The organism is Nonomuraea sp. bgisy101 (assembly GCF_057708945.1).
Genome location: NZ_JBYITD010000004.1, coordinates 176,719 through 190,866 on the forward strand (window position 1 = coordinate 176,719; position 14,148 = coordinate 190,866).

Genomic DNA, 14,148 nt, shown 5'->3' on the forward strand with positions numbered 1-14,148 from the left:
GTCGTCGGCGTGGACGAAACGGCAGCTCATCGACGGGATCGGGTGGCGGGTGCGGGTCGGTGCGCCCTGGCGGGACGTCCCGGGACCGCTACGGCTCCTGGCGGGCGGTGTCTGCGCTGTTCCGGCGGTGGCAGCGGGCCGAGCATGGCGCAGATCGTCACCGCCCTGCAGACCCGGGCGGAGGCGGCCGGACTGATCACTGGTCGCAGCGCCCTGCCTCGACCGAGGAGACCTTCCACTCCGCCCCGGGGAAGGGCGACATGAAGTGCGTCAGCAGGTCGATCGCGTAACCGGGCGCCTGCCCTCCGGGATCGAGCAGCGAGACCATCTGCGGGCCGTCCGCGCCGCGCAGCGTCAGCGCGTTGCCCCGCCTGGCGGGCACGACACCCGGTTTGGTGCCGACGGTCACGCAGGCCAGCGGCACGCTGCCCGCCTTGACGGCCTGCTTGGAGCTGATGGGCCGCATCCGCTGGTCGTAGCGGCGCAACCGGAGCGACGTGGTCCTGCCCATCCGCACCCGCTGGTCGAACACGTCCGCGCCGACGCTCCTGGTGACCTTCACGTCCAGCCGTACGTCGGGACGCAGATCCACCCCGCTCGCCCGCAGGTCAAGCCGGTCGTAGCCGCCCTCGAACCCCGGCGAGACGAACCCGACGGCCGGCGGCGCCGACGCGCCGAACGGCACCTTGCCAGGGCGGATCCGCAGCCACGACATCTTGTGCACGGCGATCGTCACGTCGTCGATCCTGCTGGGGCCGAGCCCGAACTGCCCGTCGAGCCGGTAGGCGAGGAACCCGCCCGCGTACGGCACGTCCTTGCGTGAGGAGACCCTCTGCGCCGCCACCGGCTGCAGGTCGAGCCCCGTGCGGGCGCGCAGCAGCCGGGTGGGGGCGGGCTTGGACACCAGGTCGACGGACAGGTCGGGGTTGAGCCTGGCCGTGGTGTCCGCGCCCAGGTCGCCCACCTCGAGGAAGGTGTCGAGCACGCGTCCCTGGGGCGGCTGGTAGACCTTCTCGATCAGCCCGGCCTGTACGGCCAGCAGCCCGTCGAGGGTGCCGGCGTTCGCCTTGTAGGTGAGGTTCGGCAGCCGCAGCGCGGAGGCGGTGGAGTCGGCGTCGACGCCGAACACGGACGGGACGTCGGTGAAGCGCAGCAGGCCGGTCGCCTCGCCCGAGGTCACGGCCGCCTCCAGGCGCTCGACCCTGGCCGAGTTGTGGACGCGGATCCTGGTGCGGCCCCCGTACACGCCGGTGACCGAGACGGCGGCGGGCACGGGGTCGACGACCACGCGGCCGCGCAGCCTGCCCTCGCCGGTCTCGGCGCGGACGTCCAGGGTGCCGAGCGTCGCCGCGGGTTCGATCTTGTAGGCGGCGGTGACGGACTGCCCCTGCACCCCGAAGGGGCCGACGGTCATGCTGGTGATCGCGGAGGGCAGTCCCGTGAGGGTGGCGCTGGCGCGGATCGGCACGGGGGCGAGCACGCGGCTGTCGAGGTAGAGGGCGAGCCTGCGGCCGGCGGGGCGGAAGCCGGAGAAGGTGAAGGTCTTGCCCGCCAGGTCGACGTCCACCTTGCCGGGCAGACCCTTGAGGTCGACGAACGCCCTGACGCCCGGCCGGGCGGGGGTGCCGCCGTCGACGAGCGAGACCCCTCCCTTCACGCGGGGCGCGTCGGGGACGGCCGTCGCATTGCCGAGCCAGACCTGGCCGGTGAGGTTGACGTCGGAGGCGTCGTAGGTCAGCCGGCCGTTGGCGCTGGAGACCGCGACGCGACCGGGTGCCGGGCCGAGGACGGCCCTGGCGCCGAAGCCGTCGCCCGTGGCGGTGCGCAGGTCGGCGTCCACGGCGATGGGACGGCGGGCGGCCTGCACGTCGGCCGTGAAGCCCGTGCCGGTCTCGTTCTGGGTGAGGTCGGCCTTGCGCAGGCCGTCCAGGCGGACGCCGGCGTCGAACCTTCCGGTGGCGGCGTCGTAATGCGCGGCCAGGTGCGGGCCCGCAGGGGCGGTCGCGCCCTCGTGGTTGGCGACCGCGATCGTCGCCGACCCGATGGGCCCCGACAGCCCCCTGAACCTCACCCCCCCGACTGCAGCCCCCGCCTGGCCCGCGGTGCCCGGCGGGGTGCTCGGGGCGGTCGCGGTGCCCGGCGAGGCGCTCGGGGCCGTCGCGGTGCCCGGCGCGGACCAGGTGGCCTCCCAGCGGGCGGGCACGCCGGTCGCGGTGAAGGCGGCTCGCAGCTCCCCCGCCCTCGCCCACGCCACGACGGAGGAGACAGGCGCGTCGGCGGTCCAGCCGAGCCGCCTGCCCTCGGTGTCGGCGACCGCCGTGAGGTGCCCGCGCACCCCCTTCACGCTGGCCCTCACCACTCCCTGCGCCGCGGCGGCGTGCAGGTCGATCCTGCCGAGCCTGCCGGGGGTCGTCACGTCCACGGTCGTCCGGGGGCCGAGCGCCCACGACGCCTTCACGCTCCCCCGCACTCCGCGCACGCTGCCGTCCACGCTCAGGCCCGTCTTCGGGTTGGCGTAGGAGGCGCGCAGCCGTTCGATGGTCCCGTTGGCGGTGTAGGCGGCCGTGCGGGCCTCGGGGTCCAGATCGGCCGACACCTTGGCGGGCGTGTTGGAGATCTCCAGCCTGGCCAGGTGCGTCCCGTCGATGTCGGCCGCGCCCGTGAACGGGCCGCCTCCCGCGTCGAGGGCGAGCTTGACGCGGGGCGTGGCGCCGTACCTCACCTCGAAGCCCGCCACGCCGGTCAGCCGTCCCGACACCCCCAGCCGGGCGCCGTCCTTGATCATGGTGACGTGGTTGCCCGGCGGGCTGGCGATCGCTCCCTGCCCGCGCTGGAGCAGCAGCGTCAATCCGCCGAGCGCCGAGCTGGCGGTGTGGACGATCGTGTTGGCGGCGGCGTCGTGCTCGACCGCGATCTTCGCGGGGAGTCCGGTGAGCCGCGCGCTGACGACCGTCTGGTCCCTGGTCGCGTCGTAGAAGCTCAGGTCGGCCGCCTTGGCCCGGGGCGAGCCCGAGCTGACCGACAGCCCCTGGGCCCGGGCGGTGGCGCGGAACTCGCGGGGCAGCCTGGTGATCGACAGCCCCGCCGCCCTGGACAGCTTGCCGTCCCTGAACACGTAGTCGTGGAAACCGGCCCTGGCGATCGGACTCGAGCTGGTGAAGTGGACGTCGCCTGGCCTGGTCAGCTCGGCGGTCAGCTCGGCGCCCATCTTGTCCACCGTCACCTGGGTGAACCTGCGCCGGTGCGCTACTACGAGCGCGTCGAGCTCGGCGTTCGCTGAGGCGGTCGCGGTCAGCGCGCTCGTGTCGCCGTCGATCCTGGCGTGCGCGCTGAACCGCTCGGTGGCGGGTGTCTGGCGCAGGCTGAGCAGCGCCTTGCCCTCCAGCCCCGCGATGGTGGCGGCGGAGGATCCAGGAGCGCTACGCCGTACGGTCGCCCGCACGTCGATCCGTCCCTTGGCGAGCGCGCTCAGGTCGACGGTGAAGGAGCCCCAGTCGCGCCCCGCAAGGGTGCTCCCCCTGCGGTAGCCGTCGAAGCCGACCTTCACCACCTTGTCGGAGGCCACGGCGTACTCGGCCCACACCTGCGCCTTGACCGGCCCGCCGAGCTGGACGACGCCGAAGCCGATGCCGACGCTGTCGCCCTCCGCCTTCTGCGGGACGAGCGTGGCCAGCAGGTCGGGCATGCCGTCGCCGGTGACGTCCGCCTGGACGGGCGTGCCCACGGGACGTGCCGACGAGCACGCGGCAGGCAGGTCCGCGCCGGCCGCGCACAGCTTGAACGTCATCAGCGGCACCCCGTCCCGCACCACGGGGAGGTCCGGCGTGACAGGGAACGGAAGCTTGAGGCCCTTCTTGGCCGGCAGCAGGCTCAGCCCGCCCTCCTCGGCGTCGGGCAGGACGAGCTCGGACGACGGGCTCGGCCCCGCCATCCGCTTCTCGGCCTCCGCGACCACCTTGTCGACCAGCGCCGGCCCCGCGGGCACCGTGACCGCCGGCTTGCCGGGGCCGTCCGGCCGCCCGGCTCCGGCCTCGGTCGCCGGCGAGGGCCGCCGTGCCATCGCGGCCTGCGCCGCCGCGGGAACCCGCACCCGCGCCACCGGCTCGATCGTCGGCTTCCCGCCCTCCGGGCCGCTGACCGCCAGGCCGGAACCGCCGCTCCCCCTGCCCTGGCCACCGCCGGCGACTCCGGAACCCGGGCCGGCCTGTACGGCCGTCCCGGGTGTTCGCCCGGCCATCGGTACGGCGTGCGCAGCCGTGGGCACGCCGGCGACCAGCGCGCAGACGAGCAGGACACAGGACAGCCGCGGCATGACTGGCTTTTCCCCCGGGAAGTGTGGCCGACTGATCACGAAAGGTAAGAGACGACCATATCCGCCCACAATTAGTCAAGCCCGGATTTACTCGGAAAGGTTCACCACAATCGCCTCCTGAGTGCTCCGCGCGATCACGACCACGGCCTCGACCTCAGGGTCGGGGTTCTCCTCCCGATGCGGGGCGAACGGCGGAACGTACACGTAGTCGCCGGGCTCGGTGTCGATCCGCACCTCTTGCCCCTCGTGCACGAACACGAACGACGGCCTGCCGCTGACCACGTAGATGGCCGTCTCGGAGGCGCCGTGATGGTGGGTCGCCGACACGGCTCCCGGCGCGACGTGGGTCTGCCCCATCCAGATCGCGGACGACCCGACGCTGTCGCCGCTGATGGCCGCCCACCTGCGCATGCCGCCGGTCTGCGCGGTCTCGGAGGTCAGATCGCCGGGCCGGACGTGATGCAGGCTCATTCGCGTTTCCTCTCGTTGAACGTCGCTTTCACCGGCATTCCCCGTCCTGCCGCCCCTGCCCGTCGAGGCGCGGCTCCTCCCGAGGCGGAGCCCTGGCGCCTGCCGCATCCTCGACGTCTAGGGACCCTCCGTCCGCGGGCGGATGCCGTTGAAGGCGGTCAGCGCCTTCAACTCGTGTCTCTCCACGTCCTCGAACAGCTCTCCCATGGAGCCCCTGATCATCGCCAGCTTGTCCTCCGGCAGCTTGAGCGTTCCCGCGATCCGGCCGGGCAGGCTCCCGCCATGCCAGGCGATCACGACCTTCCCGCCCGGCTTGAGCACCCTGTGGAGTTCGCGCACGCCCGCGCCGAGGTCCGGCCACAGAGCGACGTTGTTGACGGAGACCGCCCCGTCGAAGACCCCGTCGCCGAAGCCGGTCGCGTCGGCCGTACCCAGCCGCAGGTCGATCCGATCGTCGCCCCGGTGCGGCCGGGCTGCCTGCTCGCGCATCTCGGCGGAGGGGTCGACGCCACAGATGCGCGCGGCGGGCCCTGACGCGAGCATCCTGACGAGCTTGCCGGGGCCGTAGCCGACCTCGAGGACGTGGTCGCCCGGCCGGACGCCGAGCAGTGCCACGAGTTCGCGCTGCTCGTTGGTCAGGAGCATGAAGCGCCCGGCCAGACGCCCCGCCAGGCCGCGTGGCCGGGCGAACGGAGAGGTGATCGGACGGTCGAACGCCCACGACGTGTTCTCCATGAGCCGGCTCTACGCCCGCCCTTGACAAAAAAATTTGTCGGTGAGAGGCTCCTCGCATGAAGACAGAGACCTTGCAGGTTCCAGGCGCACAGCTCTACTACGAGGTCCAGGGCTCCGGTCCGGTCCTCGTCATGATTCCCGGAGGCCCCACCGACGCGGGGATCTTCGCGGCCGTCACCCACCTGCTCGCCGACCGCTACACGGTCGTCGCCTACGACCCGCGCGGCAACTCGCGCAGCGTGCCCGACGACCCCACGCTCGACCAGGACATGGACGTCCACGGCGACGACGCGGCCGCGCTGATCGCCGCGCTGGGCGGCGAGCCCGTGTACGTGCTGGGCAGCAGCGGCGGCGCGCAGATCGGCCTCAACCTGACGGCCAGGCACCCCTCCCTCGTGCGCACCCTGGTCGCGCATGAGCCACCGTGCATCACCCTGCTCCCCGACGCCGACGAGGTCGCCGCCGGGATGCGCGAGGTGGAGGCGGCCTACCGCCGCGAAGGCGTGCCCGCGGGCATGAAGCGGTTCGAGGAGCTCATCGGCGTCGGCGGTGGCGAGGACGCCCCGCCGCAGCAGCCGTCGACGCCCGAGCAGATGGAGATGTTCGGCAGGATCGGCGGCAACCTCGACTTCTTCCTCGGCCACGGGATCACGCCGCTCAGCGGCTACCGGCCCGACGTCGAGGCGCTGCGCTCCGGCTCGCCCAGGATCGTCGTCGGCATCGGCGAGACCACCGAGGGACAGCTCGCCCGACGTACGGCGATCGCGCTCGCCGAGCGGCTGGGCAGCGAGCCAGTCGTCTTCGCCGGCGACCACGGCGGGTTCACCACAGTGGCCGGACCGTTCGCCGCCAAGCTGGACGAGGTCCTGCGCGGCTGAGACCAGCCCGTGCGTCCACGCCGGGGGGATCCCCCGGCGCCGACCTGTCCGTCCCGCGTCGCGGCACGAGACGGCGGGATGGTGAGAATGCCGGGACCGACAGGGCACACCTTGCTACGGGAACATCGCCTGTCCACCCCCGTCGCGAACCAGCCGCCATCACCTGATCCCGGCCGCGGGCACGGGACGCGCCTCGCACCGGGACGGGGAACGAACCAGCGCGCGACTGCGGCAATCGGAGCAGGAGGAGACCGGTCTGCGGGACACGTCGGCCTCCGAGGAGCCGCCCGGTCGAGGGCCTGACGTTCCTGGGACCGGCCGCCTCCTGATCCACACAGGCCGAACCGCTGTGTTACGCTTCGAGCCGACTTCTCACCGTTGGGCTTCGCGCCTCGCCAACCAGCTTCACCCGGGTCCCGATGACACGGGGAAGGTGGAAGTCGCTCACCACATCCTGAAAAAGGGTGTCCTGCGATGGTGGCGACGCGCGTTGACCGTGCTGGTCCTTTCCGAGCCCTCGGGGAACTGCCGGGGACCGTGTGCCGGCGTCAACGCCGTTCTGGCATCAGGCCCGGTCCGTGTCACCACCCAGCAGACGGTTCTCCTCAGGGAGGTCTCCGGCGTGCCGGAAGTCAAATCCGCCGAACAACCAGCCACGCAGCGTCCGTGGCAGGTCCTCGCGATCATGTGCATCGGCTTCTTCATGTCGTTGCTCGACGGATCCATCGTCAACGTCGCCGTTCCCACGCTGATCCACAGCATCGACGCCTCCTACGACCAGGTGCTGTGGGTCATCGACGGCTACCTGCTCGTCTTCTCGGTGCTGCTGATCACCACCGGCCGGCTGGGGGACATCTTCGGATACCGCCGGCTGTACGTGATCGGCATCATCACCTTCACCGTCGCCTCGGCGCTGTGCGGGCTGGCCGGCTCACCGCCTGAACTGCTGACCGCCCGGCTGTTGCAGGGATTGGGCGGAGCGTTGCTGTTCCCGCAGGTCATCTCATCGATCCTGACGATCTTCCCGCCGCATCTGCGTGGCCGCGCATTCGGGCTGTTCGGGGCGATCGTCGGCTTTGCCCCGATCATCGGCCCGGTTCTCGGAGGCTTCCTGCTCGCCCATCTCAGCTGGCGCTGGATCTTCTTCATCAACGTCCCGATCGGGATCATCACCGCTGTGCTGGCGCTGACCTTCGCGCCGCCCATGCGCTCGGGCCGCCGCCATCGGCTCGACCTGGTCGGCGTCGCGCTGGCCACCGCAGGGCTGAGCGGCATCGTGTTCGGCCTGATCGAGGGCGAACGCTACGACTGGGGCACCGTCGCCGGCCCGATCAGCATCACCTCGGTCATCGTGGCGGGCGTCGCCCTGCTGGCGGTCTTCGTTCTCCGGCAGTACCGGCAGCGGGACGAGCCCCTGATGCCTCCGGCCCTGTTCGGCGTGCGCAACTTCGCGGTCGGCAACTGGGTCGGATTCGTCTTCCAGCTCGGCATGATCGGCATCATGTTCGTGCTGGTGCTGTACCTGCAGATGGCGCGCGGGTACTCGGCGCTGGAGACCGGCCTGGTGGTGCTGCCGAACGCCGCGCTCACCGCGGTCGGCTCGGCGTACGCCGGGCGGCTGTCGGACACGTTCGGCGGCAAGTACATCCTGATGGCCGGGATGACGCTGCTGGCCGTCGGCTTGCTGGTGCTGGTCGCCATGGCCGGCCCCACCAGTAGCGCGTGGAGCCTGCTGCCCGGTTTGACCATCATCGGGATCGCCGGCGGCGCCACGTTCGCGCCACTGCAGCAGGCCACCATGGACGGCGTCGATCCCCGGCTGGCCGGGGCGGCCTCTGGCGTCTCCAGCACCACCCGGCAGATCGGCGGCGTCCTGGGCACCGCCGTGCTGGGTGCCCTGCTGTCGGCCCGCCTCTCCTCGACCCTGCGGACGGAGGCCGAGAAGAGCGCCGGACGGCTACCGGAGAATCTGCGCGCCCAGTTCATCGACAACAGCACCGCTGCCGCGCGAACCTACGGTCCACCCGCTCCGCCCGCCGGCCTGAGCCCCGCCACGGCCGGCCTGTACGAACGCGTCACCGCCGACACGTTCGCCACCGGCTTCGTCACCGCCATGCAGACCACCCTCGTGGCGTGCGCCGTGGCCCTGGTCGCCGCCGCCCTGTTCTGTCTGCTGTTCAGCCCGCACAAGAAGCCGACGACCGAGCCCGCTCAGAGGAGGCAAACCGAAACCTCACCACAGGACTGACCCGGAAACGCCCAAGGGGGTCGCTGTCGACGATGACGTCGCTCGTGCCGGCCGGACCGGGCGGGGTTTCGTCGTGGCGGCCGCCGAAGGCCTTCCGACGGCGGAACGCGGGGACGGTCATCAGCTCTCCCCCTGCCGGGTGAGGGCGGCCATCATCTGGACCAGCCAGGCGCGGTCGGCATCCGGGTCTCCAGAGCCGTCCCTGCCGCGTCCGGCGATCGGCCTGCCGGAGGACAGGTCGGGCCTTCACGGCCTGGACCTCCTATGGCTACGGCGAGCCGCCACCCCGACGATTCCTGCGGATCGCTCGTGCGATATGCGAGGTAGGCGGCTCAGTCGTCGATCGCCTGGTAGAGGGTGGTCCAGAAGTCGTGGATGGCCCGCGTCGAATCCGGGGTGGACATCCCGGTCTGGGTGAGCAGGATGCCCACGAGCCGGTTGTCGGGGTCGGCGTATGTAGTGGTGCCGGCTCCGCCGTCCCAGCCGAACTGGCCGATGGGCGCGTAGTCACCACGGTAGGCGCGCACCGCCATCCCGAAGCCCCAGCCGCCGTGCTGCCCCGTGCCGTGCGACAAATGGACGACGCTACGGGCCCAGGCCTGCAGGGCGGTGGTCTGCTCGGGTGTGAGGCGGTTGGTGGTCATCAGCTCAACGGCGGGCCGGGACAGGATCCGCTGGGTCCCGTGCATCCCGTTGTTCAACAGCATTCGGAAGTAGGCGTGATAGTCGTCGACGGTTGAGTCCAGTCCGCCGCCGCCTGACTGGAACGCCGGAGGCCGGCTGTGGTGTCCCCCTTCGGCCTCGTCCTCCACGAGGAACTCTCCGGTCTGCCAATCGGGGGCGTACAGGGGCGGCAGCCGGTCGATCTTGTCGGCGGGCACGTGGAAACCGGTGTCCTTCATGCCCAGCGGATCGAAGATGCGTTCGCGCAGGAACGTCTCGAACGACTGGCCGGTGACCCTGGCCACCAGCACGCCGAGCACGTCGTCGCTGACGTTATACAGCCACCGCTCTCCGGGCTGGTACATCAGCGGGAGCGTGCCCAGGCGGCGCATCCACTCATCCGGTCCCGGTCCGGGCAACAGCCATCCGTCCTCCTGGCCGTAAACCCCCTGCTCGAAGAACGCGCTCATCATCGGAGCGGTCCGCGCCGTCATATCCAGTCCGAGCCCGCACGTGGAGGTGAGCAGGTCCCGCACGGTGATCGGCCGCCGCGCCGGCACGGTGTCCTCCAGCGGGCCGTCGGCCCGCTTCAGCACCTTCCGGTCGGCGAGTTCGGGCAGCCACGGATCCACCGGGTCGTCCAGCCGCAGCCGAACTGCACCGCGGTGTTGCCGCCCAGCCCATCCAGCACCCGGGCGCAGGCGCCCTCCAGCGCGCCAGAGAGCTCGGCCAGACGCCCGGCCGGTTCAGCCGCCGGCTCCAGCGCGGTGAGGATCTGCGCGCGACGAACTCCACCGCCCTGACCGGGACCTCGGTTGGCGCCTCGGTCAGAAACACGCCAGGCATGCGGACCGTGCCCCACTGCACCGCCCGCCCCAGACGGGTAGCCGATCGGCGCCTGCCGGCCGGCGTGTCCAGGGCCACGCGATCCAGCCCGCAGAACCGAAGATCAACTCTCGCTCATCCTCCTCGGAGGTCAGTCAGAGCGAGGCCGTTTCCTGCGACAGGGGCGGCGGGGCCGTGGCCTCGCGGATGGTGCGCGAGTCCAGGCCGGTGCGCGCGGAGAGAACGGCGAGCGTGACGCCCTTGCGGCGGCAGTCCAGCAGGGCCTCGTCCCGCCCCAGTCGCAGCCGCGCGGCCACTGTGCTCCTGCTCCGTCTGAGCTCCTCGGCACGGACCAGCGCTTCGTTGCTGCGGTCGAGCAGTTCCTTGGCCTCGCGCCAGCGCCCGGACACCTCACGCAGACGGTCGATCTCGCGCTGACCCGCATCGGGAGAATCCGGCCGGCCGCCGCGCGTGGGGCCGGCCAGGCGCGAGAGGGTGCCGGCCAACTCCAGGCCCACCTCCTGCGCGATTCGCACGCCGGGCACGCCGGCGCGCCGACAGGCCTGGATCGTCTCGTCGCGTTCCTTACGCAGGCCGACCTCCTGCCGGCGGGCCCGTCGCCGAGCCTCGGCGCGGCGATCGCGTTCCGCGCGCAGCTCCCGCAGCCGCTCGTGCTCGGCGCGCCAGCGCCCGACGGCCCGGTCGAGGCGGGACAGATGGCCCGCGCCCTCGTCGGCCGGGCGCGGCGCCGTGTCCACGACGAGGTGGACCAGCCTCGTGGACACGCCCGCCACCTCGGCGATCTCCTCGATCGTCGGCTGGGACAGGTCGTGGCAGAGCAGGATCATGGCATCGCGTTGCTCGCGGGCCGCCTGGGCGTCCAGGCGGGCAGCCCGGTAGTCGTCGGCCGCCTGGTCGCGCCGCCGCCTGGCCCGCCGGGTGCGCTCGGCCGCCGCGCGCCACGCGCCCGCCGCCCGGGCGACTTCCTTCAGCACGGCGGGCGAGCGTGCGGCCAGGGCGGTAGCGGATTCCACCGGTGTCCGCTTGCAGATGTTGTGCACGTCGTTGCGCTTGAGCTCGGCGGCCGCGGCCACCAGGTCGGTGCCGGTGCCGGCGGCGCGGGCACGCGCCACCTGCTCGCACAGAACCTGGCGGGCGGCGTTCTCCCGTTCGCGGTCGGCGGCGCAGGCGGCTGTGGCGGCCTTGTGCTCGTCCTTGCGCCGGCTCAGCCAGGACCTGGCCTGCTCCAGCGCGATCGTCGCGTACCTGAGCTGGTGGCGGGGATTGTCGGGCAGCGGTATCGCGCGCAGCGGCGCCGCCACCTGCTGGAAGGCACGCCCTGACGCGGTGGACAGCGGATCGGTGACGAGCTGGAGCGGGCGCGCGAAGTGGGTCCGCAGGAGCTCCGCGCCCCGCGTATGGCTGTCGGAGTCCCTGGCGACGATCGCGAACCACGTAGGGCCAGAGCGTGCGGGCGAGAAGGCCGATATCAGCATCCGCTGCCACGGCAGGGGTACGGCCTGCGCGACGAGCAGCATCGCGCCGTCCGCTGCCGCGCGCTCGCCCAGGTCGCTGAGCCCGCCCGCCCACCAGTCGGGCGCGTGCCGCAGCATCCTCCTGCGCCGGGCCAGCCCGTTTCCCGGCCACAGCTGTAATTCGGCGAACGCTTGGCGGATGCGCTGCTCGGAGAGGTTGACACCGAACTCGCGGGCCGCGTACGCGGCGACCAGCTCCCATGTCCACAGGTGGCCGGGCAATCCAGCGGCCTGGGGACCGGCGAGTATCGCCGCGGGCAACGCCCGCAGGTGCTGCGGCGTCAGCTCGGAGCGCGCGGGCAGAGGCTCGGGACGCGCGGGCAGAGGCTCGGGACGCGCGGGCAGAGGCTCGGGGCGCAGAGCTCCATCAGGCGGACGGCAGAACCCGGCAGGCTGCCCGGGCCTGCCGTTCGATCCGCGGGTGTCGGTCATCGCCGCCGGCGGTGCCGTGGGCATCTCCCCCGACGGGACGCCGGCTTCCCCGTCGTGGTGGAGCGTGCCGCGGGTGAACCCGTACTCCTCGGCGAGCAGCGTGGGGCGCTCACCTGCCTGCATCCGTGCGACGGACGCCCGGCGGATCACCACCGGGCTCTCGTGGTCGAGCGAGCGGCCGTCCCCGCCCGCCTCGCGCAGTCGTCGCAGCGCCTGCGCTGTGGCGCCGTCCGGAGTGTCGTTCACTTCCGTGTCCCTATCCACCGCAGATCGTTTAGCACAGAGCGAAAGTTTCTGGCAAACACGAGATTTCACAAAGAGTAGAGGGCATGGTCAAATCTGCCGACCTGGCCAGGATCGAGCGAGATATAGCAGCACGTCTGACCCCGTGTCGGGTGTTTTGCTGCCGATACTCCGTGACCGGCTGGTCAAGGTGCGTCAACCCCTTTCCGCCCGGTTCCTCGATTGCCGCTCAACGCCCACTTTCGCCGGATCACGAGAAAATCGGCGTTAATGACAGAAGGAACTCTTTTCACCCCGACCCGCACGACCCGCCGATCAGGATCGAGTCGCGTCAGCCTGGACTGGCTCCTGTTGTGCGAGGGCCAGGCCGTCGAAGCCGGAACAGCCTGCGCGTCCTGGCCGGCCTGCGGTGACTGGTTGAAAGGGCTCACCGTGTTGATGGACTGGTGGGTGAGTGACTGTCGAGGGTGAGAACGTGTTGATGAGCAGACCCGATGAAACCTACGATTCTCATCAGGACTGTCCTGTTCGTTCCTTGTGAGGCGAGTCTGTCGATATCGTGTACGGCGCTGAAGGACCCTTTGGTCCTGGCTGAAACATCCAGGTCAGATAGTTGTGACCATGTCGCAGGCACCACCGGACTGCCGTGGGGCGGCATGGAGACGGGTGACATATGCTGCGCATTCACTTCACCGCCGAGGATCTCGCCCGCACCAGGGTCGCGACATCGCCATGGCCGTTCGCCGAGGCGCTGTTCGCGACGCGGCTGCTGAGCAGGCGAGACGGCAGAGGCATCTTCGACGGTTGGCGGCGGCTGGTCCGGCGACGGCTCAGCCCGCATACGCGGTTACTCGGGCAGCTCTACCCCGGACAAGGCCCCGTCCTGGACCTGTTCACCGTGGTGGGTCCCAACTCCTCGCTGGAGGCGAGCGTGGAACGACTGCTGTCGGCTCCCCGCACGCAGCTACGCCACGAACTCGCGGGCCTGAACAGAGGCGATCTGCCGACCCGAGCGACCGACCTGGCCGCAGGTGACCCGGCGGCGCTCACCGAACTCGCGGCCGCGATCCGGGAGGTCGACGCCGTCGCGGTCGGGCCAAGCCAGCACGCCATCGCGGCGCATCTCGACGCCGTCAACGCGGTCCGCGGCCGCGACCTGTGCACCGGCGGCGTGGAGCAGTTGCTGACCGGCCTGCACCACAGCGTGGTCTGGCGCTCCCCGGTGCTTCACATCTCCGACGAGCCGAACAAAGCGCATGACTATCACCTCAAGGGTCAGGGACTGATAGCGATCCCCTCGCTGTTCTGCTGGCCCAGCCCGAGATACATGTGCAACAGCCTTGATGAGGCGGCTCCCGGCCTGCTGTTCTACCCGGCGGTCGACACCTTGTCCGACTTCGCCGACGCGTGGGCTCCACCCGGCCGCGGCCCCCGCGTGCTACAGGCCCTGCTCGGCCGCACCCGCGCGGCCGTACTCGAAACCGCCGCCGACGCCGCCACGACCAGCGAGATCGCCCGCAGGCTCGACATATCCCTGCCGTCGGCCAGCCAGCACGCCACCGCCCTCCGTGACGCGGGCCTGCTCACGAGCCGCCGAACCGGCCCCGCCGTCCACCACACCCTCACTCGCCTGGGCCGCGAACTCCTTGAAGGGCGACCGGCTGAACAAGCCTGAACGAGCTGAAGCCTGGCGGCCCTGGGGGCTGACACTCTCATCCGCGAGCCCGGAAGCCGACGTAGAAGTATCGACGGAGACTCACATGGTCCTCGGGAGTCCCGGCCGGCGACGCGGGGGACGCCGCTGTG

Annotated in this window: 8 protein-coding genes and 1 pseudogene; 3 read left to right on the forward strand and 6 right to left on the reverse strand. The window is 71.5% G+C overall.

Going from position 1 to position 14,148, the window contains the following annotated elements; genetic code table 11:
• Positions 1 to 196 precede the first annotated feature (196 nt).
• From AC3EO4_RS09330 to AC3EO4_RS09340, 3 genes are all read right to left on the reverse strand, one after another.
• Positions 197 to 4,312: a translocation/assembly module TamB domain-containing protein gene (locus AC3EO4_RS09330; RefSeq protein ID WP_431894877.1), complete on the reverse strand. Its 4,116-nt coding sequence runs from the start codon at positions 4,310 to 4,312 to the stop codon at positions 197 to 199.
• Positions 4,313 to 4,399: 87 nt separating this feature from the next.
• Entirely contained in the window at positions 4,400 to 4,783 is a 384-nt protein-coding gene (locus AC3EO4_RS09335; RefSeq protein WP_379575127.1) for a cupin domain-containing protein, read from the reverse strand.
• Positions 4,784 to 4,900: 117 nt separating this feature from the next.
• Positions 4,901 to 5,518, reverse strand: a complete 618-nt coding sequence (locus AC3EO4_RS09340) for a class I SAM-dependent methyltransferase (RefSeq protein WP_431894879.1) — start codon at positions 5,516 to 5,518, stop codon at positions 4,901 to 4,903.
• Positions 5,519 to 5,574: 56 nt separating this feature from the next.
• Here AC3EO4_RS09340 and AC3EO4_RS09345 point away from each other — a divergent pair, with 56 nt between their 5' ends.
• Together AC3EO4_RS09345 and AC3EO4_RS09350 are read left to right on the forward strand one after the other, a co-directional pair.
• A complete protein-coding gene (locus AC3EO4_RS09345; RefSeq protein WP_431894881.1) occupies positions 5,575 to 6,396 on the forward strand; it encodes an alpha/beta fold hydrolase in 822 nt (273 codons plus the stop codon).
• 622 nt (positions 6,397 to 7,018) lie between these two features.
• Positions 7,019 to 8,644, forward strand: a complete 1,626-nt coding sequence (locus AC3EO4_RS09350; RefSeq protein WP_431894882.1) for a DHA2 family efflux MFS transporter permease subunit — start codon at positions 7,019 to 7,021, stop codon at positions 8,642 to 8,644.
• Positions 8,645 to 8,976: 332 nt separating this feature from the next.
• Here AC3EO4_RS09350 and AC3EO4_RS09355 read toward each other — a convergent pair whose 3' ends face one another.
• The 3 genes and pseudogenes from AC3EO4_RS09355 to AC3EO4_RS09365 form a co-directional block, all read right to left on the reverse strand.
• A complete protein-coding gene (locus AC3EO4_RS09355; RefSeq protein ID WP_431895112.1) occupies positions 8,977 to 10,008 on the reverse strand; it encodes a serine hydrolase domain-containing protein in 1,032 nt (343 codons plus the stop codon).
• A 76-nt stretch (positions 10,009 to 10,084) separates the two neighbouring features.
• A pseudogene (locus AC3EO4_RS09360) lies at positions 10,085 to 10,231 on the reverse strand (DUF4158 domain-containing protein); the annotation flags it as partial.
• A 56-nt stretch (positions 10,232 to 10,287) separates the two neighbouring features.
• Positions 10,288 to 12,345: a hypothetical protein gene (locus tag AC3EO4_RS09365; protein ID WP_431894884.1), complete on the reverse strand. Its 2,058-nt coding sequence runs from the start codon at positions 12,343 to 12,345 to the stop codon at positions 10,288 to 10,290.
• A gap of 670 nt (positions 12,346 to 13,015) precedes the next feature.
• Between AC3EO4_RS09365 and AC3EO4_RS09370 the strand changes: the two genes are divergently transcribed.
• Entirely contained in the window at positions 13,016 to 14,017 is a 1,002-nt protein-coding gene (locus AC3EO4_RS09370; RefSeq protein ID WP_379575122.1) for an ArsR/SmtB family transcription factor, read from the forward strand.
• Positions 14,018 to 14,148 lie beyond the last annotated feature (131 nt).